Origin of the sequence: Streptomyces sp. HUAS 31 (assembly GCF_028198125.1) — a bacterium.
Taxonomy (GTDB): Bacteria; Actinomycetota; Actinomycetes; order Streptomycetales; family Streptomycetaceae; genus Streptomyces; species Streptomyces chartreusis.
Genome location: NZ_CP116353.1, coordinates 4,762,929 through 4,787,436, shown reverse-complemented (window position 1 = coordinate 4,787,436; position 24,508 = coordinate 4,762,929). Strand labels below are relative to the sequence as shown.

Sequence of the window (24,508 nt, the reverse complement as noted above, 5' to 3'; positions counted from 1 at the left end):
CATGGAACTTCACGACGTCTGGTTCGTCCTGATCGCCGTCCTGTGGATCGGCTACTTCTTCCTGGAGGGCTTCGACTTCGGGGTCGGCGTCCTCACCAGGCTGCTGGCCCGCAACCGGCCCGAACGACGGGTGCTGATCAACACCATCGGCCCCGTCTGGGACGGCAACGAGGTGTGGCTGCTCTCGGCGGGCGGCGCGACCTTCGCCGCCTTCCCCGAGTGGTACGCCACGCTCTTCTCCGGGTTCTACTTGCCGCTGCTGCTCATCCTGGTCTGCCTGATCGTCCGGGGTGTCGCCTTCGAGTACCGGGCGAAGCGGCCCGAGGAGAAGTGGCAGCGCAACTGGGAGCAGGCCATCTTCTGGTGCTCGCTGCTCCCGGCGTTCCTGTGGGGCGTGGCCTTCGCCAACATCGTGCGGGGCGTGAAGATCGACCGGAGCCATGAGTACGTCGGTAACGTCCCCGATCTGCTCAACCCGTACGCGCTCCTCGGCGGTCTGGTGACGCTGTCGCTGTTCACCTTCCACGGTGCGGTGTTCACGGCGCTCAAGACCGTGGGGGAGATCCGGGAGCGGGCACGGAGGCTGGCGCTGTGGCTGGGCCTCGCGACCGCCGTGGTGGCCGCGGTCTTCCTGCTCTGGACGCAGATCGACAACGGCGACGGACAGAGTCTGGCCGCGCTGATCGTGGCGGTCGTGGCGCTGGTCGCTGCTGTGGCGGCGAACCAGGCCGGGCGCGAGGGGTGGTCGTTCGCCTTCTCGGGCGTCACCATCGTGGCGGCCGTGGCGATGCTCTTCCTGACGCTCTTCCCGAACGTCATGCCGTCCTCGCTCAATGAGGACTGGAGCCTCACGGTCAGCAATGCCTCGTCGAGTCCTTACACCCTGAAGATCATGACCTGGTGCGCGGTGATCGCCACGCCGATCGTGATGCTCTACCAGGGCTGGACCTACTGGGTCTTCCGTAAGCGGATCGGTACGCAGCACATCGCCGAGACCGTGCACTGAGGTGTGTTTCACGTGAAACCAATCGATCCGCGTCTCCTCCGGTACGCCCGCGCCACCCGCCTCTTCCTGATCGCGGTCGTCGGCCTGGGTGTTGTCGGGGCGGTACTGGTCATCGCGCAGGCGATGCTCATCGCCGAGGCGGTGGTGGGGGCGTTCCAGCAGGGCATGTCCGCTGCTGAACTGCGCACTCCCCTGCTGCTGTTGGTGGCGGTCGCGGTCGGCCGTGCGGTGGTCGCCTGGCTCACGGAGCTGGCCGCCCACCGCGCGAGCGCGGCGGTGAAGTCGGAGCTGCGGGGGCGGCTGCTGGAGCGTTCCGCCGAGCTGGGTCCCGGGTGGCTCGGCGGACAGCGGACCGGGTCACTGGTCGCCCTCGCCACCCGTGGCGTCGACGCCCTCGACGACTACTTCTCGCGTTATCTGCCGCAACTGGGCCTCGCGGTCGTCGTGCCGATCGCGGTGCTGGCGCGGATCGTGACCGAGGACTGGGTCTCGGCGGCCATCATCGTCGGCACCCTGCCGCTCATCCCGGTCTTCATGATGCTGATCGGCTGGGCCACGCAGTCACGGATGGACCGTCAGTGGCAGCTGCTGTCCCGGCTGTCCGGCCACTTCCTCGACGTGGTCGCCGGCCTGCCGACCCTGAAGGTGTTCGGCCGGGCCAAGGCGCAGGCCGACTCGATCCGGCGGATCACCGGCGAGTACCGCAGGGCGACGATGCGCACCCTGCGGATCGCCTTCATCTCCTCGTTCGCGCTGGAGCTGCTCTCGACGCTCTCGGTGGCCCTGGTGGCCGTCACGATCGGCATGCGCCTCGTCCACGGCGAGATGCATCTGTACGACGGCCTCGTCATCCTCGTGCTGGCACCCGAGGCATATCTGCCGCTGCGGCAGGTCGGCGCCCAGTACCACGCGGCGGCCGAGGGGCTCTCCGCGGCGGAGGAGATCTTCGAGGTGCTTCAGACGCCGGTGCCGGCGTCCGGGACCGCTGGGGTACCGACCGGCGGGGTGTCGTTCGAGGGGGTCTCCGTCCGCTACCCCGGCCGCACGGCCGACGCGGTGGCGGACGTGTCCTTCAGCGTCGAGCCCGGGGAGACGATCGCGCTCGTCGGGCCGAGCGGCGCGGGCAAGTCGACGCTGCTCAACGTCCTGTTGGGGTTCGTGCGGCCGACCGACGGGCGGGTGCTGGTCGGGGGAACCGATCTCACCGGACTCGATCTGGCGGAGTGGCGCTCACGCATCGCCTGGGTGCCGCAGCGGCCGCATCTCTACGCCGGGACCATCGCCGAGAACGTACGGCTGGCCCGTCCCGACGCCGACGACGCCGCTGTGCGTCGGGCACTGGCGGACGCCGGGGCGCTTGAGTTCGTGGACGCGCTGCCCGAGGGTGTCGACACCGTCCTGGGCGAGGACGGGACCGGGCTGTCCGCGGGCCAGCGGCAGCGGCTCGCGCTGGCCCGGGCGTTCCTCGCGGACCGGCCCGTCCTGCTGCTGGACGAGCCGACGGCCGCGCTCGACGGGGCCACCGAGGCCGAGGTCGTCGAGGCCGTGCGCCGGCTCGCCGTGGGGCGGACGGTGCTGCTGGTCGTGCACCGGCCGGCGCTGCTGGGGGTGGCGGACCGCGTGGTGCGGCTCGCCGAGCCCGCGGCGCCCGGTCGGGCGGAAGCCCTGCCCAAGAGCGAGGCGTCCGTCGTCCGTCGGAACGAGAGCGGCGAAACGCGCGGAGAGCCCGCTGTCGCCGATACCGAAGACGTGCCGCTCGCCGCGGACGAGCGAGGTGCCCTCGCGCGCGTCCGTGCCATGTCCGGCCCCCGACCCGGCCGGCTGGCCCTCGCGCTGCTGCTCGGGAGCCTCGCGCTCGGCAGCGCTGTCGGGCTCATGGCCACCTCCGGGTGGCTCATCTCGCGGGCCTCGCAGCAGCCGCCCGTGCTGTACCTGATGGTGGCGGTGACGGCGACGCGGGCCTTCGGCATCGGGCGGGCCGTGTTCCGGTACGCCGAGCGCCTGGTGTCGCACGACGCGGTGCTGCGCATGCTGGCCGACACCCGGGTCGCCGTGTACCGGCGGCTGGAGCGGCTGGCGCCCGCCGGGCTGCGCCGCACGCGACGGGGCGATCTGCTGTCGAGGCTCGTCGCCGATGTGGACGCGCTCCAGGACTACTGGCTGCGCTGGCTGCTGCCCGCGGCCGCCGCGACGGTCGTGTCCGCCGGCGCCGTCGGCTTCACGGCCTGGCTGCTGCCCGAGGCCGGTGCGGTGCTCGCGGCGGGGCTGCTGGCGGCCGGCCTCGGAGTCCCCCTCGTCACGGGTGCCGTAGCCCGCCGCGCCGAGCGCAGGCTGGCCCCCGCCAGGGGAGTCCTCGCGACGCGCGTGACGGATCTCCTCACCGGTACCGCGGAACTGACCGTCGCAGGTGCGCTGCCCAGCCGTGCGGCCGAGGCTCGCCGGGCCGACGGGACGCTCACCCGGATCGCCTCGCGGGCCGCCACCGCGACCGCGCTCGGCGACGGGCTCACCGCGCTGATCTCCGGCCTCACCGTCGCCGCCACCGCCCTCGTGGGCGCGCAGGCGGTCGTGGACGGCCGGCTCAGCGGCGTGACCATGGCCGTCGTCGTCCTCACCCCGCTGGCCGCCTTCGAGGCGGTCCTGGGGCTGCCGCTGGCCGTGCAGTACCGCCAGCGGGTGCGCAAGAGCGCCGAGCGGGTCCACGAGGTCCTGGACGCACCCGAGCCCGTACGGGAACCGGGGCGTCCCAGGAAGGCGCCCGCATCGCCCTTCCCGGTCGCCGTCAGGGGCCTGACCGCCCGTCACGCGGGGCAGGACCGGGACGCGCTCGCCGGTCTCGACCTGACCCTGGAGGAAGGCCGCCGGATCGCCGTCGTCGGACCGTCCGGGTCCGGCAAGACGACGCTGGCGCAGGCACTGCTGCGCTTCCTGGACACGGACGCGGGCTCGTACACGCTGGGCGGCGTCGACGCCCACGCGCTGGACGGCGACGACGTACGGCGGCTGGTCGGGCTGTGCGCGCAGGACGCGCACCTCTTCGACAGCTCGGTGCGCGAGAACCTGCTCCTCGCCAGGAAGGACGCCACTGAGGCCGACCTGCGTGACGCCCTGGGCCGTGCGCGGCTGCTCGACTGGGCCGACGGTCTGCCCGACGGGCTGGACACGCTCGTGGGCGAGCACGGGGCACGGCTGTCGGGCGGACAGCGGCAGCGGCTCGCGCTGGCCCGCGCGCTGCTCGCCGACTTCCCCGTCCTTGTGCTCGACGAGCCCGCCGAGCACCTGGACCTCCCGACCGCCGACGCCCTCACCGCCGACCTGATGGCCGCCACCGAGGGCCGTACGACGCTGCTCATCACCCACCGGCTGGCGGGCTTGGACGCCGTGGACGAGGTGGTCGTGCTGGACGGGGGACGTGTGGTGCAGCGGGGCGCGTTCGCGGAGCTGGCCGCCACGGACGGGCCGTTGCGGGCGATGGTGGAGCGGGAGGAAGCGGCCGACCTGTTGGTGGGGGCGCCCCAGCCCGCGGTTCTCCCCGGCGCGTGAGTCGCGCACTGGACCGTCCGCGTCAATTGTCCCCCAGGTGTACGACCTGAACGAGGCCCCGGCGTGACTTGCGGGTCAGGATCGCTGACATGCGCTCATATCGCTGTCGCCTCCAGGTCGTTCCGGCGCTGCTGTGCGCGCTCGCGCTCCTCGTGGCCAGGCCCACGGACGCCTTCGCCGACGACTCGGACACCCCCGGGGGCAGCGGCCTCGGCCTCAGCGCCCAAGTGGTGAAGCTGTACGAGGACGTGGCGCGGGCGACGAAGCGGTACGAGGCGGGGCGGCAGGAGGCCGAGGGGCACCGGGCGCAGGCGCAGCGGATCGAGGGGCTGCTCGACCGCGAGCGGCGGGAGATCGGCGCCCTGCGCGAGGACCTGGGCCGGATCGCCCGCGCCCAGTACCGCACCAGCGGCGGCATGCCGCTGACCGCGCAGCTCATCCTCGCGTCGAGCCCGGAACAGTTGATGCGCGGTCAGCATGTGTTCTCGCAGACGAACATGGCCGTCAACAACGCCATCGAGAAGAGCCGTCGCGCCGAGAAGCAGCTCACCAAGGACGAGGCCAAGGCCGCGGCGGCCTGGCACGGCCTGGAGAAGCGCAACGCCGAACTCGCCGAGCTGAAGAGCGGCATCGAGCAGAAGCTCGAAGAGGCGCGGTGGGAGTTGCAGGGACAGGCCGACTCCTTCGTGGCCGCCGGTTCCTGCCCCGGCGCCGTGCGGCTGGACCAGGAGGAGACGGACTTCGACGGCGCGTGGGCCACGCCGGTGGAGACGTACGAGCTGTCCGCCTCGTTCGGCAGCGGCGGGTCACGGTGGGCCCACCGGCACACCGGACAGGACTTCGCGGTGCCTATCGGCACGCCGGTGCGTGCGGCCGGGGACGGGCGCGTGGCCAAGGTGTCGTGCGGTGGGGCGTTCGGCATGCAGGTCGTCGTCCAGCACACGGACGGCTACTACACGCAGTACGCCCATCTCGCCTCGGTCGCCGTCGACCAGGGCGACCGTGTCGACACCGGGCAGTGGATCGGCCAGTCCGGCACCAGCGGCAACTCCACCGGCCCGCATCTGCACTTCGAGGTGCGGATCACCCCGGAGATGGGCTCGGCGGTGGATCCGGCGCCGTGGCTGGCGGACCGGGGAGCGCCGCTCGGTTAGAGCCGGGTGCCTTCCGGCGGATCAAGCCGGTGGTTGTGGCCAGGGGCCGTCCGGCGGGTCACGCCGCTCGGCGAGGACCAGGGCCGGTCCGGCGCGCCAGGCCGGAGAAGCGGACTAGCCGCGCTCCGCCAGCATCTGCTCGATGACGACCGCGACCCCGTCCTCGTTGTTGGCGACGGTCCGTCCCGACGCGGCGGCGACGACGTCCGGGTGGGCGTTGCCCATCGCGTACGACCGGCCGGCCCACGTCAGCATCTCGACGTCGTTGGGCATGTCCCCGAAGGCCACGACCTCCTCGTGCGAGATACCGCGCTCGGCACAGCACAGCGCCAGCGTGCTCGCCTTGGAGACGCCGGGGCCGCTGATCTCCAGCAGGGCGCTGGGGCTGGAGCGGGTGACATTGGCGCGGTCGCCGATGGCGAGCCGGGCCAGGGTGAGGAAGGCGTCAGGGTTGAGCGTGGGGTGATAGGCGAGGATCTTGAGCACGGGCTCACCGGCACCGGGGGCGTCCGGCGCCAGGAGGTCCTCGGCCGGCGCGAGCTCGTCCGGTATCTCCATGTGCAGCTTGGGATAGTCCGGCTCCTGGTAGAAGCCGTACGTCTGCTCCACCGCGTACACCGTGCCCGGCGCCGAGTCCCGCAGCAGCCCTACGGCGTCCACCGCGTTCTCCCGCGCCAGTTCCCGCACCATCACGAACCGGTGGGCGCCGGGGCCGCCGTGCAGGTCGACCACGGCGGCGCCGTTGCCGCAGATCGCCAGGCCATGTCCGTGCACATGGTCGCTGACGACGTCCATCCAGCGGGCGGGGCGGCCGGTGACGAAGAACACCTCGATGCCCGCCTCCTCGGCGGCGGCCAGCGCGGCGACCGTACGTGGGGAGACCGACTTGTCGTCCCGCAGCAGGGTGCCGTCCAGGTCGGTGGCGATGAGCCGCGGACGCACGGCGGCGTCCGGGTTCCGGGGCTGTCGAGTCGCTGAGGTCACCGCGTCATTCTCCCGCATATGCCCGCACGGTCGTGCGGCAGTCCGCACATCTGAGGTGTTCCCTGAGGAGATACCGCCCCTGAGAACAGCGCCGGCAGTGCCCTCACCAGCACTGTCGCGCCCGACGCACGCACCGCGGCCATCGTGCTCACCGCAGCTGTGCCGCCGCTTCCATGGCGATCTGCTCGAAGACCTTCTCGTCGGCCGCGAAGTCCGAGTCGGGGATCGGCCAGTGGACCACGATCTCGGTGAATCCGAGTTCCTGGTGGCGCCCCGCGAAGTCCACGAACGCGTCGAGGGACTCCAGCACGCGGCTGCGCTCCGGGGTGAATCCGGTGAGCAGCACCTTGTCGAGGCCGGCCACCTCCCGGCCGATCGCGGCGCAGGCGTCGGACAGCTTCTCGACCTGCCCGCGAATGGCTTGAAACGACTGCTCCGGGGTGCCGCTCTCGCTCACCTTGGGGTCGCCCGTGGTCACCCAGGCCTGCCCGTACTGCGCCGCAAGCCGCAGCCCGCGCGGTCCGGTCGCGGCCACCGCGAAGGGCAGGCGGGGCCGCTGCACACAGCCCGGGATGTTGCGGGCCTCGTGAGCCGAGTAGAAGTCGCCCTGGTAGGACACCGAGTCCTCGGAGAGCAGGCGGTCCAGCAGCGTCACGAACTCGGCGAAGCGGTCGGCACGCTCACGCGGCGTCCAGGGCTCCTGGGCGAGCGTGGTGGCGTCGAAGCCGGTGCCGCCGGCGCCGATGCCGAGCGTGATCCGCCCGTCCGAGACGTCGTCGAGGGAGATCAGTTCCTTGGCCAGGGTCACCGGGTGCCGGAAGTTCGGCGAGGTCACGAGGGTGCCCAGCCGCAGCTGGTCGGTGACGGCCGCGGCGGCGGTCAGCGTCGGCACGGCACCGAACCAAGGGCCGTCCCGGAAGCTGCGCCAGGACAGGTGGTCGTAGGTGTACGCGGCGTGGAAACCGAGCTGCTCCGCGCGCTGCCATGCCTTGCGGCCCCCTTCTGACCAGCGGCGGTACGGGAGGATCACGGTGCTCAGGCGCAGACTCATGTGTCGAGCGTATGCGCCCGAATGGGTTTCACGTGAAACGGTCACCGCACGCGGCTGCTCAGCCACGGAGTGAGGGTGATCATCGGCATGAACTCGCGATGGGTCCGGTCGCCCGGCAGCGGCACGATCAGGAAGTAGCCAGGCGGGAAGCGTCGCGCCTTGACGTGGGCGAGGCCGTCGTAGAGGGAGCGGAGGAAGGCGGGCACGTCGTCGCGGGGGATGTCGGGGCACTCGACGCCCTCGACGGTGATCAGCGCGTCGTCCTCCGGGAAGAGCCGCACGCTCACCCGGGGCGAGCCGCCCAGGTCGACGTACGCCTCGTGGGGCAGCGAGCCGTCCGGGTCCATGGTGATGCCGACGCCGGCGGCGCTGCGCCGAGAGGTCTGGTCGGCTCCGATGCCATGGCTCACCTCGATCTCGCGGCCGTACTCGGCGGCGAGGGTGCGGAGCGCGGTGACGGCGGACTCGGTGGTGGGAAATTGGTCCATACCACTGATCATGCCGGACCGGAGTCCCAGGAGGGTCAGTGCGGCTCCGGAAAGCGCAGGTACTGCGGCGGCACGGCCTTCGTCAGCCACACCCCGTTCGCGCTGACGTGGAAGACATGGCCGTCGCGGTGCATGGCGCCGGTGTCCACGGAGAGCACCACGGGGCGGCCGCGGCGGGCGCCGACCCGGGTCGCGGTCTCGCGGTCGGCCGAGAGGTGCACGTCGTGCCGGTTCATCGGCCTGAGCCCCTCGTTGCGGATCGCGTCCAGGTTGCGGTCCACGGTGCCGTGGTAGAGGTACGGCGGTGGGGTCGCCGGGGGCAGTCCGAGGTCCACTTCGACGCTGTGGCCCTGGCTGGCCCGGATCCGGGTGCCCTCGATCGCGAAGCGTTTCTTGTCGTTGGCGGCGACCACGTGGTCCAGCTCTTCCCGGGTGAACCGGAATCCGTGCGCGCTCGCGGCGGCGATCAGCGTGTCGATCTCGACCCAGCCGCCCTCGTCGAGGACCAGTCCGATGCGCTCGGGCTGGTGGCGCAGGTGCTTCGAGAGATACTTCGACACCTTCACGGTGCGTCTTTCGTCCATGGCGATAGCCTGCCGGGCGCGACCTGAATCACGCGAATGATTTCGCTCTCGATGTTTGATCCACAACCAAGTGCGGTTATCCACAGGGGAATTGGCGATTCTGTGGACAACGAGCGGTCACTTCAAGGGGTTTCGTCAAGATCACCTGATGGGCCGTGATTTGCGGTGAGTCGGTCCAAGGATCTTGCCCGAACCTCGCGTTCGGCGGCCAGTGTGATGAACTCCGCGGCCTGCTCCGGACCAACCAGGGCTTCCACGGCCCGCATTGTCTCCGCCGGAATCGCCACATTTCGATCAATTTTCCGAGTGTCCGGTTCTTCGCCCGCCCCCAGGTGCTGCCGCAGGTGCCGCCCCGCCAACAGACGCATCGCACGGGCGAGTTCCGCGTCCACCGTGTGCTGCGCGAGCGGGCGCAGCCGTCGTACGAGTGAGGCCGCTTCGGCTGCCTCTGCCTCCGTCGGACGGTGCGGTCCGTCGAGGTAGCGGGCGAAGACGTGCTCGGTGGTGAACTCAAGGAAACGGGACGCGATGTGCTCGACCTGACCCCTCAACTCCCTCAGGTGGCCCGAGATCGCGGAAAGGGGCACGCCCGCGGCATACAACTCGACTGCCACGGCCAGCTCTTGGGGGCTCGGCACGACGAACGAGTCCTCGTCACCGGGGACCGGCTCCAGGACGCCGAGCTCCACGGCGTCGGTCACGGCCGCGTCGTCCGGAGCGCCGCCGAAGCGCTCGTTCAACTCGGCGCGGGAGATCCGCACCGCCTCCTCGTCGCTCCACGGCCCGTCCACCTCGGCGGCCAGCCCGAGCACTCCGCCGAGGCCGCGGCCGGCGTCCCAGGCCTCCAGGAGCTCCTTGATGGAGGCCAGGGTGTAGCCGCGGTCGAGGAGATCGGCGATCTGGCGCAGCCGGACGAGATGGGCGTCGGAGTAGAGGTTGGCGCGGCCCCGGCGCTCGGGGCGGGGGAGCAGGCCCCGGTCCTGGTAGGCGCGGATGGTGCGGACGGTGGCACCACTGAGGTGCGCCAGATCCTCGATCCGGTAGATCTTGTCCACGCCGGTCCACCTCCGCCCGCATCCGAGGGCCACCGCACCGACCCTCCCGCCCAGCTCAACAGCCCTCTCGGGGAGTACCCGATCCAGCTCAACGGCCTCTCCGGGCAGACCCGGTCCAGCTCAACAGCCCTTCCCGGCAGGCCCGGCCAAGCTCAACAGCCCCGTCGAGAAAGGCCCGACGCCCCGCCGCTCCCCCGCGAACCCCTCAACCCCCGCGCACAGTTCCGGCACCCCCCAGGACTCACAACGGCGGTTCGAGCCGCGCGATCCTGCGCAGCGCCCTCGGTGTGAACCGCGACATCAGATACGCCCCGCGCGCCTCCGGCGTCACCGGCACGACGGCCTCGCCGCGCACCACCGCCCGCAGGATCGCGTCGGCGACCTTCTCCGGCGGATAGTTCCGCAGCCCGTACAGCCGCGCGGACCTCTTCTGGCGCCGCTTCTCCTCCTCGGCGTCGACGCCGGCGAAGTGCGCGGTCGAGGTGATGTTGGTGTTGACCAGGCCCGGGCATATCGCCGTGACCCCGATGCCCTGCCCCGCCAGTTCCGCGCGCAGACACTCGCTCAGCATCAGCACGGCCGCCTTGGAGGTGCTGTACGCGGGCAGCGCCTTGGAGGGCTGGAAGGCCGCCGCCGACGCGGTGTTGACGATGTGGCCGCCCTGCCCGCGCTCGGCCATCTGCTTGCCGAAGAGCCGGCAGCCGTGGATGACGCCCCACAGATTGACGTCGAGGACCTTCTTCCAGTCCTCGGGAGTGGTGTCGAAGAAGGACCCCGACAGACCGATCCCGGCGTTGTTCACCAGCACGTCCACCACGCCGTACTCGGCGGCCACCCGCGCGGCGAGTTTCTCCATGGCCTGCTCGTCGGAGACGTCGACCGTCTCCGCCCACGCCTCGGGCGCCCCGATCAGCCGGGACATCTCGGCGGTGCGACCCGCGGACTCCGCGTCCCGGTCGACGGCCACCACACGCGCGCCGGCCTCGGCGAACGCGTACGCCGTCGCCCGCCCGATGCCGCTGCCCGCGCCGGTGACCAGCACGAGCTGCCCGCCGAAGCGGTCGGCGTACTTCCCGGTCGCGGTCACGGCCGCCGGCCGCCCGCCCTCGACGGACGTCACGAACTCCGTGATCCAGGAGACCAGTTGGTCGGGCCGGGTGCGCGGTATCCAGTGCTTCGCCGACAGCGTGCGCCGGGTCAGCTGCGGAACCCACAGCTCCAGGTCGTCGTAGAGCTTCTCCGACAGGAAGGCATCCCCGAGGGGCGTGATGAGCTGCACGGGCGCGTGCGCGTACGCGTCCTGACGCGGTCGGCTCAACCGGGGCCGTACGTTGTCGCGGTACAGCCATGCCCCGCGTGCCGCGTCCGTCGGCAGCGACGGGGTCGGGTAGTCACCGCTCGGGACCTGCTCCACGCGCTCCAGGATGCGCGGCCAGCGCTTGCCGAGAGGGCCGCGCCAGGCCAGCTCCGGCAGCACGGGCGTGTGCAGCAGGTACACGTACCAGGACTTGGCGCCCTGGCCGAGCAGCTGGCCGACGCGGCGCGGGGTGGGGCGCTTGACGCGCTGGTTGATCCAGTGGCCGAAGTGGTCCAGGGACGGCCCCGACATCGAGGTGAAGGAGGCGATCCGGCCCTCGGTGCGCTTGACCGTGGCGAACTCCCAGGACTGCACCGAGCCCCAGTCGTGCCCGACCAGGTGCACGGGCCGGTCCGGGCTGACCGCGTCCGCGACGGCGAGGAAGTCGTCCGTCAGCTTCTCCAGCGTGAACCCGCCGCGCAGCGGCCGCGGCGGCGTGGACCGGCCGTGGCCGCGGACGTCGTACAGGACGACATGGAAGCGGTCGGCCAGCCGCGGGGCGACCTCGGACCACACCTCCTTGCTGTCCGGGTAGCCGTGCACCAGGATCACCGTCGGCTGCCCCGGGTCGCCCAGTTCGGCGACGCACAGCTCGACGCCGCCGGTCCGTACGACACGCTCGCGCGCGCTCTGAAGAGTCAACGGCACCGTCACTTCTCCTCCGCCCAGCGCCGCACGTGCGGCAGATCGTCGTCCAGCCAGAAGGCGCTCTCCTCGGGGTCCGCGGAGTCGGTGACGACCAGGATCTCCTCGAACTTCGCGCCCGTGCCCCGGAAACCGAGGTGGGGTTCGACCGCCCACAGGCCCGGCTGCGGCGGGTGGTCGGAGAAGCGGTACGGCGACCACAGCGGGGACCAGCCCTCGCGGTGACCGTGCAGCGCGTCGCTCGCCAGGCCCTTCAGGGACTGGGTGCCGAACCCGAACACATGCGCCGACCAGCGGCGTTCCGTGACCCGGTCGACCTTGTGCGCGATCACGCCGAAGGGGTAGGCGCGGTGCCGGTTGGCGTAGCCCTGGCGGACCATGAGCCGGTCCACGTCCTCGTAGATCTCCCGCAGCGGCCGTCGTTCGCGCACCTCGCGCAGGATCAGCTCCCGGTGCGCCTCCAGGTCGGCCATCAGCTTGTCCTGGACCGGGTTGATGCCGAGCGAGCCGGAGTAGCCGATGTCGGCGGTGCAGCCCTCGTACACCGGGGCCATGTCCAGGATGAACGGCATCCCGGGCTCCAGACGGCGGTTGGTGGGGAAGAACTGCAGCGGGATCCGGAAGTTCACGAACGCCGTGCGGTCCCCGAACCAGGCGAAGGGCAGATGGAACCAGTCGCGGACGCCGCGCTCACGCAGCCACTCCCGCTGCATGCGCGCCGCCTCGCGCTCGGTGATGCCCGGCTCCAGCCGCGCCGCGACGGCCTCCGCGCACTCGTACGCCAGCCGCTGGACCCTTCTGAACCCCTGCAACTCCGCGGACGCCACCGGTCGCCCGTCCGAAACCGCCGTAGTCATGCCACCGCCCCACCTGTCCACACCGACTGCGGTACGTGTCCGTAACTTGACACCGGTGAATGTGACAGTTGTTAGAGGCTGCGTCAATAGGGCTGCCGAAGGCTGTGGAAAACCCCCATGATGTGGAAAACCGGGGCGGCGTTGTTGGACTTCAGGGTGACCCCTAGGGCCCCGTAGTCCTGGAGGTTGACTTCAAGACAGCTCTGCGGGGTGACGTCCGGCGTGGCCCGTGTCACTACCTTCGTGGTGTGACTGTGATCGCGACCGAAAGCCTGAGCAAGCGGTTCCCGAGGGTGACCGCGCTTGACCGGCTGACCATGGACATCGGGCCCGGGGTGACCGGACTCGTCGGAGCCAATGGAACCGGCAAGTCCACCATGATCAAGATCCTGCTGGGTCTGTCCCCCGCCACCGAGGGCCGTGCCGAAGTGCTCGGACTCGACGTCGCCACCAAGGGCGGCGCCATCCGTGAGCGGGTCGGGTACATGCCGGAGCACGACTGCCTGCCGCCCGACGTCTCGGCCACCGAGTTCGTCGTGCACATGGCCCGGATGTCCGGACTGCCGCCCACCGCCGCGCGCGAGCGCACCGCGGACACGCTGCGCCACGTCGGCCTGTACGAGGAGCGCTACCGCCCCATCGGCGGCTACTCGACCGGCATGAAGCAGCGCGTGAAGCTGGCGCAGGCCCTGGTGCACGATCCGCAGCTTGTCTTCCTGGACGAGCCGACCAACGGCCTCGACCCGGTCGGCCGGGACGAGATGCTCGGCCTGATCCGGCGCATCCACACCGACTTCGGCATCTCGGTCCTGGTCACCTCGCACCTGCTGGGCGAGCTGGAGCGCACCTGCGACCACGTCGTCGTCATCGACGGCGGCAAGCTCCTGCGGTCCAGCTCCACCACCGACTTCACCCAGACCACGACGACCCTCGCCATCGAGGTCACCGACAGCGACGACCACCCGGACGGCACCCGCGCGGTGCGCGACGCGCTCCACGCGCGCGGGGTGGACGTCCACGACGGCAGCGGCGGCCTCCCCGGCGCCGGCCACATCCTGCTGCTCACCGCGCAGGGCGAGGAGACCTACGACCTGGTGCGTGACGTGGTCGCCGACCTCGGCCTCGGCCTGGTGCGCATGGAACAGCGCCGGCACCACATCTCGGAGGTCTTCACCGACGGCGAGCAGAGCACCGCCACCGGCGAACAGCGGAAGGAGGCCGTCGGCCATGGCAATTGAGCACCCCGTAGCCGCGAAGACGGGTGACCAGACCCGGATCCACAACATCGGCTACCGCAACTACGACGGCCCCCGCCTCGGCCGCTCCTACGCGACCCGCTCGCTGTACTCGCAGTCCCTGCGCGGCGCCTACGGCCTCGGCCGCTCGGTGAAGTCCAAGGTGCTGCCGATGCTGCTGTTCGTGGTGATGTGCGTGCCCGCGGCCATCATGGTCGCCGTCGCGGTCGCCACGAAGGCCAAGGACCTGCCCGTCGACTACACGCGCTACGCGATCATCATGCAGGCCGTGATCAGCCTGTACGTCGCCTCGCAGGCACCCCAGTCCGTCTCCCGCGACCTGCGCTTCAAGACCGTGCCGCTGTACTTCTCGCGGCCGATCGAGACCGCCGACTACGTCCGGGCGAAGTTCGCGGCGCTGGCCTCCGCACTGTTCATCCTCACCGCGGCTCCCCTGCTGGTGCTCTACGTGGGCGCGCTGCTGGCCAAGCTGGACTTCGCCGACCAGACCAAGGGATTCGCGCAGGGACTCGTCTCCGTGACACTGCTCTCACTGCTGTTCGCCGGCATCGGCCTGGTCATCGCGTCCGTCACGCCTCGCCGCGGCTTCGGCATCGCCGCCGTGATCGCCGTGATGACCATCTCCTACGGAGCCGTCTCCACGCTCCAGGCCATCGCCGACGCACAGTCCATCGACGGCGAGGGCGGCTCCGGCGCCATCGCCTGGATCGGCCTCTTCTCGCCGGTCACGCTCATCGACGGTGTGCAGTCCGCCTTCCTCGGCGCGACCTCCGCCTTCCCCGGCGGGGTGGGCCCGAGCAATGGCGAAGGCGTCGTGTACGTCCTCGTCAGCCTGGGCCTGATCGCCGCCTGCTACGGCCTCCTGATGCGCCGCTACAAGAAGGTGGGACTGTGACCACGCTCCAGATCGACCACGTCTCCCGCTGGTTCGGCAACGTGGTCGCCGTCAACGACATCACCATGACGATCGGTCCCGGCGTCACCGGCCTCCTCGGCCCCAACGGCGCCGGAAAGTCCACCCTCATCAACATGATGGGCGGCTTCCTCGCCCCCTCCACCGGCACCGTCACCCTCGACGGACAGCAGGTGTGGCGCAACGAGTCGATCTACAAGCACATCGGCATCGTCCCCGAGCGCGAGGCGATGTACGACTTCCTCACCGGCCGCGAATTCGTCGTCGCCAACGCCGAGTTGCACGGACTGGGCGACAAGGCGGCCCAGAAGGCGCTGGCCACGGTCGAGATGGAGTACGCGCAGGACCGCAAGATCCAGACGTACTCCAAGGGCATGCGCCAGCGCGTGAAGATGGCGAGCGCCCTGGTGCACAACCCCTCGCTGCTGCTGCTCGACGAGCCCTTCAACGGCATGGACCCGCGCCAGCGCATGCAGTTGATGGACCTGCTGCGCAGGATGGGCGACGAGGGCCGCACGGTGCTGTTCTCCTCCCACATCCTCGAGGAGGTCGAGCAACTCGCCCGGCACATCGAGGTCGTGGTCGCCGGACGGCATGCGGCCAGCGGTGACTTCCGCAAGATCCGCCGCCTGATGACCGACCGCCCGCACCGCTACCTGGTGCGCTCCAGTGACGACCGCACCCTCGCGGCCGCGCTGATCGCCGACCCGTCGACGTCCGGCATCGAGGTCGACCTGGCCGAGGGCGCGCTGCACATCCAGGCCGTCGACTTCGGCCGCTTCACCACGCTGCTGCCGAGGGTGGCGCGCGACCACGGCATCCGCCTGCTCACGGTCTCGCCGTCCGACGAGTCCCTCGAGTCCGTCTTCTCGTATCTCGTCGCGGCGTAGGAGGCCGAAGATGTACGACCCCACAGTCGCCAGGCTCACCTATCGAGCCCTGCTCGGCCGCCGCCGGGCCCTCATCCTGGGCGCGCTGCCCCTGCTGCTCATCGCGATCTCGATCGTGGTGCGCGCGCTCGCCGGAGCCGACGACCAGACCGCGTCCGACCTGCTCGGCGGGCTGGCGCTGGCCACCATGGTGCCGATCATCGGCGTCATCACCGGCACCGGTGCGATCGGGCCGGAGATCGACGACGGCTCGGTGGTGTACCTGCTGTCCAAGCCGCTCAAGCGCCCGACGATCATCTTCACCAAGCTGATCGTGGCGATCGCCGTGACGATGGTGTTCTCGGCGCTGCCCACCTTCATCGCCGGCTACATCCTCAACGGCAACGGCCAGCAGATCGCCGTCGCCTACACGGTCGCCGCGCTGGTCGCCTCCATCGCCTACGCCGCGATCTTCCTGCTGCTGGGCACGGTGTCGCGGCACGCGGTGGTCTTCGGTCTGGTCTACGCGCTCGTCTGGGAGGCCCTTTTCGGCTCCCTGGTCGAGGGCGCGCGCACCCTCAGCGTCCAGCAGTGGTCCCTGGCGGTCGCGCAGAAGGTCGCCGGCGGGGACATGGTCACGTCCGACGTCGGTCTGACGACGGCCACGGTGCTGCTCGCGGTGGTCACCGTGCTCGCGACCTGGTACGCGGGCCAGAAGCTGCGGTCGCTGACGCTCGCCGGCGAGGAGTGAGCGGCCGGAGAGACGCAGGGAGAGGAAACGGGGCCTGAAGGAGCGGGCCCCCGAGCGGGCCCGCTCTTGACGGAGGCTTCACCCGTGTCCGGGCACACTGGGCGAACGGGGTGCACTGCACGAACTGGAGGACGGGGATGGCAGCCGGCAGGTCACCGCACGAGGATCGCGAACAGTCCGGGGACGACACCTGGGACGACCTGGTCCTGGACGACGACTTCATCCGCGCCGCCGAGACCGCGGAACCCTCCGCCCGGGCCCGGATGCTGGCCGAGCGCTGGCGCCGCGAGGAGCCCGAACCGCAGCCGTGGCGCTCCGACGAACCGCCCGCGGGGTGGTTCTTCAGCAAGGCGCGACGACGCAAGTGGCGCCGCAGGTAAGGGGCGTGAGGCGCCGCAGGTGAGGGGGCGTGAGGCGCCGTTCCGGGGCCCTTTATTCGGTGGCGCCCAACTCGGCCTACAGGCACAGTGGTTATGTCCACATCGCCGGACGGTGAGTCCGGCGCCACGTTCTGGGAGAGGAGCCGGACGATGTCCATGCACGGCAGTACGTCCAGCTCCCGTCAGGGCAGCCGGCGGCGGACTCCGGGGTAATCCCTACTCCTCCGTAGAGTCCGAATCGCACGGGGAGCTGCCCGGGGCGGCCGCTTCGAGCACGCGATGTCGCTCTCGCGTGGGCCGCCCACCCGGAGGATTGGCCGAGTGGTAAGGCACTGGCTTGCTAAGCCAAGGTCGGGGTCACCCCCGCGCACGTTCGATCCGTGCATCCTCCGCAATACGTCGCCACTGAGGCTGAGCCGTCGTGCAGTGAGCGGGCCCGCCGAGAAGTGACCCCGCCTCGGGCCGCGCGCAGGCCGCCACTAGGCGCCCAGCAGACGCTCCAGCACCACCGCGATCCCGTCCTCCTCATTGGAGGACGTCACCTCGTCGGCCACTGCCTTGAGCTCCTCGTGGGCGTTGGCCATGGCCACGCTGTGAGCCGCCCAGCCGAACATCGGCACGTCGTTCGGCATGTCGCCGAACGCGATCGTGTCGGCGGCCTTCAGGCCCAGCCGACGCGCGGCCAGGGACAGCCCCGTCGCCTTCGACAGGCCCAGCGGGAGCAGTTCCACGATGCCGGCACCGGCCATCGCGACGTTCACGAATCCGCCCGCGGCCTGCCGGGCCGCCTCCGCCAGCGCGTCGTCCGACAGCTCCGGATGCTGTATGTAGATCTTGTTCAGCGGGGCGGCCCACAGATCGGCCACGTCCGTGAACGGCGTCGCGGGAAGGTTGCCGGTGAGCGTGTACCCCGGCCCCGCGATGACAGCGCCCTCCAGCCCGTCCCGGCTCGCCGCCAGATACAGCGGCCCGACCTCGGCCTCGATCTTCGCGAGGGCGACCCCCGCCAACTGCCGGTCCAGGGTCACCGACGTCAGCAGGCGGTGCTCCCCGGCGTCGTACACCTGCGCTCCCTGGCCGCACACGGCGAGGCCGTGGTAGCCGAGGTCGTCGAGGATGTGCCGGGTCCAGGGGACGGCGCGGCCGGTGACGACGATGTGCGCGGCACCGGCCTGAGTGGCCGCGGCGAGGGCGTCACGGGTGCGCCGGGAGACCGACTCGTCGGAGCGCAGGAGCGTTCCGTCGAGGTCGGTCGCGATCAGCCGGTAGGGGAAGGCCCCGGAGACGGACGCAGTGCTCACTTCGAGACCGGTTCCAGGACCTCACGGCCGCCCAGGTACGGGCGCAGCATCTCGGGCACCCGGACGGAGCCGTCGGCCTGCTGGTGGTTCTCCAGGATCGCCACGATGGTGCGCGGTACGGCGCACAGCGTGCCGTTCAGAGTCGCCAGCGGCTGGACCTTCTTGCCGTCGCGCATGCGCACGGACAGCCGGCGCGCCTGGAAGCCGTCGCAGTTGGACGCCGAGGTCAGCTCGCGGTACTTGCCCTGGGTCGGGATCCACGCCTCGCAGTCGTACTTGCGGGAGGCCGACGCGCCCAGGTCGCCCGAGGCCACGTCGATGACCTGGAAGGGCAGCTCCAGGCCGGTGAGCCACTGCTTCTCCCACTCCAGGAGCCGCTTGTGCTCGTTCTCCGCGTCCTCGGGGGCGACATAGGAGAACATCTCGACCTTGTCGAACTGGTGCACGCGGAAGATGCCGCGGGTGTCCTTGCCGTACGTGCCGGCCTCGCGGCGGAAACACGGCGAGAAACCGGCGTAGCGCAGCGGCAGCTTGTCCGCGTCGAGGATCTCGTCCATGTGGTACGCGGCGAGCGGGACCTCGGAGGTGCCGACCAGGTAGTAGTCGTCCTTCTCCAGGTGGTACACGTTCTCCGCGGCCTGGCCGAGGAAGCCGGTGCCCTCCATGGCGCGCGGGCGGACCAGCGCGGGGGTGAGCATCGGGATGAAGCCGGCCTCGGTGGCCTGCGCGATCGCCGCGTTGACCAGCGCCAGCTCCAGCAGGGCGCCGATGCCGGTGAGGTAGTAGAAGCGGGAGCCGGACACCTTGGCGCCGCGCTCGACGTCGATGGCGCCCAGCGCCTCGCCGAGCTCCAGGTGGTCCTTGGGCTCGAAGCCCTCGGCGCCGAAGTCGCGGATGGTGCCGTGCGTCTCCAGGACGACGAAGTCCTCCTCGCCGCCCACGGGGACGTCGGGGTGGACGAGGTTGCCGAGCTGCGCCGCGAGGCGCTTGGTCTCCTCGTCGGCGTCGTTCTGCGCGGCCTCGGCGGCCTTGACGTCGGCCTTGAGCTGCTCCGCCTTCTTCAGGAGCTCGGCGCGCTCCTCGGGAGAGGCCTTGGGGATGAGCTTGCCGAGCGACTTCTGCTCGGAACGCAGCTCGTCGAAGCGGACGCCGGACGACCTGCGCCGCTCGTCGGCAGACAGGAGGGCGTCGACGAGCGCGACGTCCTCTCCACGGGCGCGCTGCGAGGCGCGCACTCGGTCGGGGTCCTCACGAAGCAGGCGAAGGTCAATCACGCGCTCAAGGCTACCGGGGCGGGGTGACAGCCCACGACCCGCTATTCCGAACCGCGGCTTACGTTCCGTTATAGGGGAATTGCGAGGCGTGTCAATAAAAGGCGTCTCACTCCCTGGAACGGGTAAGGCGCAAGGTCCCCGGTTGACTCGAATCCCTTGCGGGGAAGGGGACTTGGGCCTTGGTTGTCCACAGGGATCCCCAACCTCCGAAGAGTTATCCACAGGCTGTGTGGATGAACTGTGGATGCCGGAATTGATCACTCCGTAACTCGATGATCAAGTCGAGGATTCCCAGGACAAACCCTCCCCACCCGCACTTTCGAGTGGAAAACGGTCGCCCCAAAGGATTGCCCAAAGGAAAAGAGTGGACGAAGGGTGACTTGCCTTCCGGTGGACTCCGGGACGGCCTGGAGGCCGATTTATCGACAGACCCACCCTCGCTTATCGACTTGTCCCCAGGTCGAGATGAGTGCCTGTGGATAACCCCTGTGGATAACGATAATCGGCTGGTAGTACCGGCTGGAAACCCGCACGGAAGCGGCCCCGGAGCAGCGGGGGAACCGCTCAGAACCGCCCGTCCTGGCAGCGCGCCACCCAGTCCGCCGCCGACACGAACGCCTCGTCCGACGTCCCGAGGCGCGGCTGCTCCGCGTCCCCGGGCTTGATGTCCGCACGCGGGTACGAGCCCAGGAAGCGCACCTCCAGGCAGATCCGCTTGAGCCCCATGAGCGCCTCGGCCACCCGGCGGTCGGAGATGTGGCCCTCGGCGTCGATGCAGAAGCAGTAGTTGCCGATGCCCGCGCCCGTCGGCCGGGACTGGAGCAGCATCAGGTTGATGCCACGCGTGGCGAACTCGCCCAGAAGGTCACGCAGTCCACCGGGATGGTCGTCGCGCTGCCACAGCACGACGGACGTCTTGTCCGCACCGGACGGAGCGGCGGGCCGTGCGGGCCGGCCCACCAGCACGAACCGGGTCTGGGCGTTCTCCGCGTCGTGGATCCCGGTCTCCAGGGCCTCCAGGCCGTACAGCGCGGCGGCGAACTCACCGGCGAAGGCCGCGTCGTACTGGCCCTCCTGGACCAGACGGGCGGCGTCCGCGTTGGACGCGGCCGACTCCCAGTGGGCGTCGGGGAGGTTGTTCTTGAGCCAGTTGCGCACCTGGGGCTGGGCGGCCGGGTGCGCGGAGACCGTCTTGATGTCCGAGAGCTTCGTGCCCGGCCGGACCAGCAGCGCGAAGGTGATCGACAGCAGCACCTCGCGGTAGATCATCAGCGGCGCGCCCGCGACCAGCTCGTCGAGCGTGGTCGTGATGCCGCCCTCGACGGAGTTCTCGATCGGTACGAACGCGGCCTCGGCCTCGCCGACGCGCACCGCGTCCAGCGCGGACTGCACGGACACGTAGGGGATCAGTTCCCGGGTCGCGGCCTCGGGAAGCGTGCGCAGGGCGGCCTCGGTGAAGGTGCCCTCGGGGCCGAGATAGGCATAGCTCGCTGGCATGACCTCACCCTAATGGGCCTAGTGAAACCCGGCGCACGCCTCTTGGCCCCGCACCACCCCTGAGGGCGACCTCACTCTCGTACGACCGACCCCGCTGTCGTACGACTGTGCCGAACCCGTACGACCTCCGCCGCTGTCAGCCCTCCAGCAGGCGCTGCCCCACGTACTCGCCCTCCGCCGCGCCGCCGGGCACCGCGAACAGGCCGCTGGACTCGTGGCGGATGTACTTCGACAGGGCGTCGCCCCGGTCGAGCTTGCGCTGGACGGTGACGAAGCCGCGCAGCGGGTCGGCCTGCCAGCACACGAAGAGCAGACCCGCGTCGGGCACGCCGTCCGCGCCGATGCCGTCGTGGTACGAGAACGGGCGCCGCAGCATCGCCGCCCCGCCGTTCTGGTCGGGCCGGGTGATACGGGCATGGGCGTTGATGGGGACCACCGGATTCCCCGCCTTGTCCGTCTTCTCCAGGTCCATCTCGGTCGTCTCGGTGCCGCCGGACAGCGGCGCCCCGTCGGACTTGCGGCGCCCGATGACCTCCTCCTGCGCCTTGACCGAGAGCTGCTCCCAGTCGTCGAGGAGCATGCGGATACGGCGTACGACGGCGTAGGAGCCGTTCGCCATCCAGGCGGGGTCCTTCGAGCCGGACTGCGGCACGAAGATCCGCCGGTCGAAGTCGGCGTCGGCCGGCTTGGGATTGCGCGTGCCGTCCATCTGGCCCATCAGATTGCGGGCCGTCATGGGGGACGAGGTCGCGCCCGGCGAGCGGTTGAAGCCGTTCATCTGCCAGCGCACCTTGGCGGCCCTGCCCGCGTCCTTCTGGATCGCGCGCAGGGCGTGGAAGGCGACCAACGCGTCATCGGCACCGATCTGCACCCACAGGTCGCCGTTGCTGCGCGCCTTGTCGAGCTGGTCGGAGGAGAAGTCGGGCAGCGGGTCCAGGGCGACGGGCCGCTGCTTCTCCAGGCCGGTCCGCGCGAAGAAGCCGAACCCGAAGCCGAAGGTGATCGTCAGCGAGGAGGGTCCGGCGTCCCGGGCGACATCCGTGTCGTCCTGCTGGGCCGCCTCGCCCGCCATCAGCCGTCGTGCCGTCTCCGACCAGCGGCGCAGCAACGCAGCCGCCTCCTTGCGGCCCGCGCCCGCCGCCAGGTCGAAGGCGACGAGGTGACCGCGTGCCTGGAGCCCCTGGAGGATGCCGGGCTGGTGTTTCCCGTGAAACATCACCTGACCGGCCCCCAGCGAGGCGAGCGGCGTCGCCTCGGCGGGCCGGGCGGCGTACCCCACGGCCCCGCCCGCCGCGCCGAGCACCAGCCCGGTGGCACCGGCGGTCCCGAGCAGCCGCCGACGCGAGAGAACTCCCGCGCGGGAGGCGTCGTCGCCGGTGCCGTCATTAAGTGGCACCTCGCCCTTGGACGCCGCCGTGGGTGCCGCCTCGGGCGCCGACTTGGACCCTGCCTTGGACGCCGCCTTGGGCGTCCGCGGTGCGCGGGCCTCCGGAATGGACTGGTCAGCCATGGTGAGGGTCAGCCGATCTGCGCGTTCTTGGAGACGGTGGTCTGGTCGATGTCGGAGGTCCGCACGGTCACGGAGACCTTCCACTCACCGGCCATGGGGATCTGCACCCCGCTCGCCGACCAGTGTCCGGTGGTGATGTGGTCCGGGACGACCGGCAGCGGCCCGATGTCCTGGGACTCAAGGGTGAAGGCGACCTTCACCTCGGGGATGTCGAAGGCACGGCCGTTGGGCCGCTGCACGTACACATGCATCTCGTTGCCGCCCACGCGCGCGGGGTCGAGGTCGACCCGTACGACACCCTTGCCGTCCTCGCCGCCGGTGTCGAAGGACATGTCCAGGGTCAGCGCCCCGGCCGACGACGCGTCCGCCGCCGAGGCCGAGGTGGCGGCCTTGGCCTCCTCCTCGGTACGCCCCGGCTCGGTCGACGTCAGCATGGTGGTGACGGCGAGCAGGACGACGGCGACACCCGCCTCGGCGAGCACCGAGCGGCGCAGCCCGAACCGGTTCGGGTCGGCGTCGCGCCGCTCCTTCCGCCGTGCCGTGTCGATCGCGGCCTGCTGCCGGGCGAGCTGGGCGGCCCGCTCGGATTCGCCGTCCGCCTTGTCGGACCCGGCGGCGCCCTTCTTGCCGGAAGCCGCGGCGCCCTTCCCGGCAGCGGCGGAGCCGGAGCCCGAACCCGAGGCACCGGCACGCGCGGGCTCCTTCTCGTCGGCGTCGGCGTCGGCTTCGGCTTCGGTGTCGACGTCGGCGACGGCGTCCACGACCGGGTCGGACCCCTCCCGCGGCTTCACCACGACGGCCTCGGCCAGCCGCCCGGTCCACCGCCGCGAGACCCACGCGATCCCCACCAGCACGGCGACGAGCCCGATCTTGACCAGCAGCAGCTGCCCGTACCGCGTGTCGGTGAACGCCGTCCACGAACCGAGCTGCCGCCACGACTGGTAGATCCCGGTCGCGACCAGCGCGAGCACACTGCCGAACGCCAGACGCGAGAACCGGCGTACGGCCAAGGCGTCGACCGGGGTGTCCGCGGGCGCCCGGTAGAGGGCGACGAGCAGCGCGGCCAGCCCGCCGAGCCAGCCCGCGACGGCCAGCAGATGGATGATGTCGACCGGCATCGCGATGCCCGCCTGGAGCCCGGTCGAGGCGTGCTCGGACATCGCCCAGCTCGCCGCGAGCCCCGCCGACACCACGACCCCGCCGACGGCGAGCCCGAAGGTCAGGTCCCGCTTCTCCTCGTCCTCGCGCTTCTCGTACGCCCCGAACAGCACCGCGATGAACAGCGCCGCCGCGGCGAGCAGCAGCAGCCGGGACACCAGCGCCGCACCGGTCTTGGTCTGGAGCACCTGCCCGAGCAGGTCCAGGTCGAAGACGTCGCCGACCTTGCCGCTGCCGGTGTACGAGCCGCGCAGGAGCAGCAGTCCGAGCGTGGCGGCGGTCAGCGCCAGCCAGCCGGCGACGGTGAGCCGCTGAAGAGCCCGCACGCCCGCCCCGCGCTGCCAGCAGGCGAGCACGAAGGCGGCGCCGCCGACCATGACGATGAAGCCGGCGTACGACACATACCGCCCGAACCCGTAGAGCGTGCCGACGACTCCGCCGCCCGCGGTCTGCCCGGAGACGGAGACGGTGGTCTGGGAGGGCGCGCCGATGGAGAAGGTGTAGGCGCCGGCGACGGGATGGCTGTCCTCGGACACCACCTGGTAGGTGACGGTGTACGTGCCGTCGGGCAGGCCGCCGTGGAGCTTCACGGCGTACGTCGTGCCGGTGAGGTTGGCCGGGTCGCCGCGGTCGACGCGCTTGCCCTTGGGGTCGAGAACCCGCACGGAGCCGTCGGACAGGGCGACCTTCTCGGAGAAGGTCAGTGACACCTGCGTCGGGGCCTTGTCGACCACCGCGCCCTGCTGGGGGGCGCTGCCGGTCACCGCGGCGTGCGCGGAGACCGGCCCGGCACCGGCGAAGAGCAGGCCGGTGGCGGCCAGGAGCAGCAGCACCAGGGTCCGGACGCGGGGTGCGATGGTCTGGGTCAAGGCGAT

20 protein-coding genes and 1 tRNA gene are annotated in these 24,508 nt (G+C 70.9%); 9 read left to right on the top strand and 12 right to left on the bottom strand.

What is annotated here, in order from left to right:
* The first annotated feature begins 1 nt into the window (after position 1).
* The 3 genes from cydB to PGH47_RS21190 all read left to right on the top strand — a co-directional run bounded on the left by cydB (position 2) and on the right by PGH47_RS21190 (position 5,703).
* On the top strand, positions 2-1,006 hold the full coding sequence (gene cydB, locus PGH47_RS21200; protein WP_271664744.1) for a cytochrome d ubiquinol oxidase subunit II: 1,005 nt from the start codon (positions 2-4) through the stop codon (positions 1,004-1,006).
* Positions 1,007-1,018: 12 nt separating this feature from the next.
* Complete coding sequence (gene cydD / locus PGH47_RS21195; protein WP_271664743.1) at positions 1,019-4,549, top strand: thiol reductant ABC exporter subunit CydD; 3,531 nt, start codon at positions 1,019-1,021, stop codon at positions 4,547-4,549.
* A gap of 89 nt (positions 4,550-4,638) precedes the next feature.
* Positions 4,639-5,703, top strand: coding sequence for a M23 family metallopeptidase (locus PGH47_RS21190; RefSeq protein ID WP_271664742.1), 1,065 nt, complete (start codon positions 4,639-4,641; stop codon positions 5,701-5,703).
* A 114-nt stretch (positions 5,704-5,817) separates the two neighbouring features.
* Here PGH47_RS21190 and PGH47_RS21185 read toward each other — a convergent pair whose 3' ends face one another.
* The 7 genes from PGH47_RS21185 to PGH47_RS21155 form a co-directional block, all read right to left on the bottom strand.
* Entirely contained in the window at positions 5,818-6,705 is an 888-nt protein-coding gene (locus tag PGH47_RS21185; RefSeq protein WP_271664741.1) for an HAD hydrolase family protein, read from the bottom strand.
* 130 nt (positions 6,706-6,835) lie between these two features.
* The gene (locus PGH47_RS21180; RefSeq protein WP_271664740.1) at positions 6,836-7,738 is read right to left on the bottom strand and encodes an LLM class flavin-dependent oxidoreductase; all 903 of its coding nucleotides are present in this window, start codon (positions 7,736-7,738) and stop codon (positions 6,836-6,838) included.
* 41 nt (positions 7,739-7,779) lie between these two features.
* A complete protein-coding gene (locus PGH47_RS21175) occupies positions 7,780-8,226 on the bottom strand; it encodes a hypothetical protein (RefSeq protein WP_271664739.1) in 447 nt (148 codons plus the stop codon).
* Between the two features lie 35 nt (positions 8,227-8,261).
* Positions 8,262-8,810, bottom strand: a complete 549-nt coding sequence (locus PGH47_RS21170; RefSeq protein WP_271664738.1) for an RNA 2'-phosphotransferase — start codon at positions 8,808-8,810, stop codon at positions 8,262-8,264.
* A 122-nt stretch (positions 8,811-8,932) separates the two neighbouring features.
* Complete coding sequence (locus PGH47_RS21165) at positions 8,933-9,865, bottom strand: MerR family transcriptional regulator (protein ID WP_271664737.1); 933 nt, start codon at positions 9,863-9,865, stop codon at positions 8,933-8,935.
* Positions 9,866-10,106: 241 nt separating this feature from the next.
* The gene (locus PGH47_RS21160; RefSeq protein WP_271668112.1) at positions 10,107-11,864 is read right to left on the bottom strand and encodes an SDR family oxidoreductase; all 1,758 of its coding nucleotides are present in this window, start codon (positions 11,862-11,864) and stop codon (positions 10,107-10,109) included.
* An 8-nt stretch (positions 11,865-11,872) separates the two neighbouring features.
* Complete coding sequence (locus PGH47_RS21155) at positions 11,873-12,724, bottom strand: M24 family metallopeptidase (protein ID WP_271664736.1); 852 nt, start codon at positions 12,722-12,724, stop codon at positions 11,873-11,875.
* 254 nt (positions 12,725-12,978) lie between these two features.
* Here PGH47_RS21155 and PGH47_RS21150 point away from each other — a divergent pair, with 254 nt between their 5' ends.
* The 6 genes from PGH47_RS21150 to PGH47_RS21125 all read left to right on the top strand — a co-directional run bounded on the left by PGH47_RS21150 (position 12,979) and on the right by PGH47_RS21125 (position 17,285).
* On the top strand, positions 12,979-13,962 hold the full coding sequence (locus PGH47_RS21150) for an ABC transporter ATP-binding protein (protein WP_333938205.1): 984 nt from the start codon (positions 12,979-12,981) through the stop codon (positions 13,960-13,962).
* Positions 13,952-14,875 (top strand): ABC transporter permease, encoded by a 924-nt coding sequence (locus PGH47_RS21145; protein WP_271664734.1) that lies wholly within the window; start codon positions 13,952-13,954, stop codon positions 14,873-14,875. Before PGH47_RS21150 ends, PGH47_RS21145 begins: the two co-directional genes overlap by 11 nt.
* Complete coding sequence (locus tag PGH47_RS21140) at positions 14,872-15,783, top strand: ABC transporter ATP-binding protein (RefSeq protein WP_107905019.1); 912 nt, start codon at positions 14,872-14,874, stop codon at positions 15,781-15,783. Before PGH47_RS21145 ends, PGH47_RS21140 begins: the two co-directional genes overlap by 4 nt.
* A 10-nt stretch (positions 15,784-15,793) precedes the next feature.
* Positions 15,794-16,513 carry an ABC transporter permease subunit gene (locus PGH47_RS21135; protein ID WP_271664733.1) on the top strand — a complete coding sequence of 240 codons (720 nt, stop codon included), beginning with the start codon at positions 15,794-15,796 and terminating at the stop codon, positions 16,511-16,513.
* A 137-nt stretch (positions 16,514-16,650) separates the two neighbouring features.
* Positions 16,651-16,893 (top strand): SGM_3592 family protein, encoded by a 243-nt coding sequence (locus tag PGH47_RS21130; RefSeq protein WP_269639299.1) that lies wholly within the window; start codon positions 16,651-16,653, stop codon positions 16,891-16,893.
* 307 nt (positions 16,894-17,200) lie between these two features.
* Positions 17,201-17,285, top strand: a tRNA-Ser gene (locus tag PGH47_RS21125).
* An 87-nt stretch (positions 17,286-17,372) separates the two neighbouring features.
* On the opposite strand, the gene PGH47_RS21120 is transcribed toward PGH47_RS21125, so the two are convergent.
* The 5 genes from PGH47_RS21120 to PGH47_RS21100 all read right to left on the bottom strand — a co-directional run bounded on the left by PGH47_RS21120 (position 17,373) and on the right by PGH47_RS21100 (position 24,502).
* Positions 17,373-18,194: an HAD family hydrolase gene (locus PGH47_RS21120; RefSeq protein WP_271664732.1), complete on the bottom strand. Its 822-nt coding sequence runs from the start codon at positions 18,192-18,194 to the stop codon at positions 17,373-17,375.
* Positions 18,191-19,468 carry a serine--tRNA ligase gene (serS, locus tag PGH47_RS21115; protein WP_271664731.1) on the bottom strand — a complete coding sequence of 426 codons (1,278 nt, stop codon included), beginning with the start codon at positions 19,466-19,468 and terminating at the stop codon, positions 18,191-18,193. Before serS ends, PGH47_RS21120 begins: the two co-directional genes overlap by 4 nt.
* A 564-nt stretch (positions 19,469-20,032) precedes the next feature.
* Positions 20,033-20,965 carry a prephenate dehydratase gene (pheA, locus tag PGH47_RS21110; RefSeq protein WP_030949852.1) on the bottom strand — a complete coding sequence of 311 codons (933 nt, stop codon included), beginning with the start codon at positions 20,963-20,965 and terminating at the stop codon, positions 20,033-20,035.
* A 136-nt stretch (positions 20,966-21,101) separates the two neighbouring features.
* A complete protein-coding gene (gene efeB / locus PGH47_RS21105) occupies positions 21,102-22,475 on the bottom strand; it encodes an iron uptake transporter deferrochelatase/peroxidase subunit (protein WP_271664730.1) in 1,374 nt (457 codons plus the stop codon).
* Positions 22,476-22,483: 8 nt separating this feature from the next.
* Positions 22,484-24,502 (bottom strand): copper resistance CopC/CopD family protein, encoded by a 2,019-nt coding sequence (locus PGH47_RS21100; protein WP_271664729.1) that lies wholly within the window; start codon positions 24,500-24,502, stop codon positions 22,484-22,486.
* Between the last annotated feature and the right edge of the window lie 6 nt (positions 24,503-24,508).

Bases quoted from the DNA above. Each gene is read 5' to 3' on its own strand.
- cydB (WP_271664744.1), top strand. From the start codon at position 2: ATGGAACTTCACGACGTCTGGTTCGTCCTGATCGCCGTCCTGTGGATC.
- PGH47_RS21190 (WP_271664742.1), top strand. From the start codon at position 4,639: ATGCGCTCATATCGCTGTCGCCTCCAGGTCGTTCCGGCGCTGCTGTGC.
- PGH47_RS21185 (WP_271664741.1), bottom strand. From the start codon at position 6,705: ATGCGGGAGAATGACGCGGTGACCTCAGCGACTCGACAGCCCCGGAAC.
- PGH47_RS21180 (WP_271664740.1), bottom strand. From the start codon at position 7,738: ATGAGTCTGCGCCTGAGCACCGTGATCCTCCCGTACCGCCGCTGGTCA.
- PGH47_RS21175 (WP_271664739.1), bottom strand. From the start codon at position 8,226: ATGGACCAATTTCCCACCACCGAGTCCGCCGTCACCGCGCTCCGCACC.
- PGH47_RS21170 (WP_271664738.1), bottom strand. From the start codon at position 8,810: ATGGACGAAAGACGCACCGTGAAGGTGTCGAAGTATCTCTCGAAGCAC.
- PGH47_RS21155 (WP_271664736.1), bottom strand. From the start codon at position 12,724: ATGACTACGGCGGTTTCGGACGGGCGACCGGTGGCGTCCGCGGAGTTG.
- PGH47_RS21145 (WP_271664734.1), top strand. From the start codon at position 13,952: ATGGCAATTGAGCACCCCGTAGCCGCGAAGACGGGTGACCAGACCCGG.
- PGH47_RS21135 (WP_271664733.1), top strand. From the start codon at position 15,794: ATGTACGACCCCACAGTCGCCAGGCTCACCTATCGAGCCCTGCTCGGC.
- PGH47_RS21130 (WP_269639299.1), top strand. From the start codon at position 16,651: ATGGCAGCCGGCAGGTCACCGCACGAGGATCGCGAACAGTCCGGGGAC.
- pheA (WP_030949852.1), bottom strand. From the start codon at position 20,965: ATGCCAGCGAGCTATGCCTATCTCGGCCCCGAGGGCACCTTCACCGAG.
- efeB (WP_271664730.1), bottom strand. From the start codon at position 22,475: ATGGCTGACCAGTCCATTCCGGAGGCCCGCGCACCGCGGACGCCCAAG.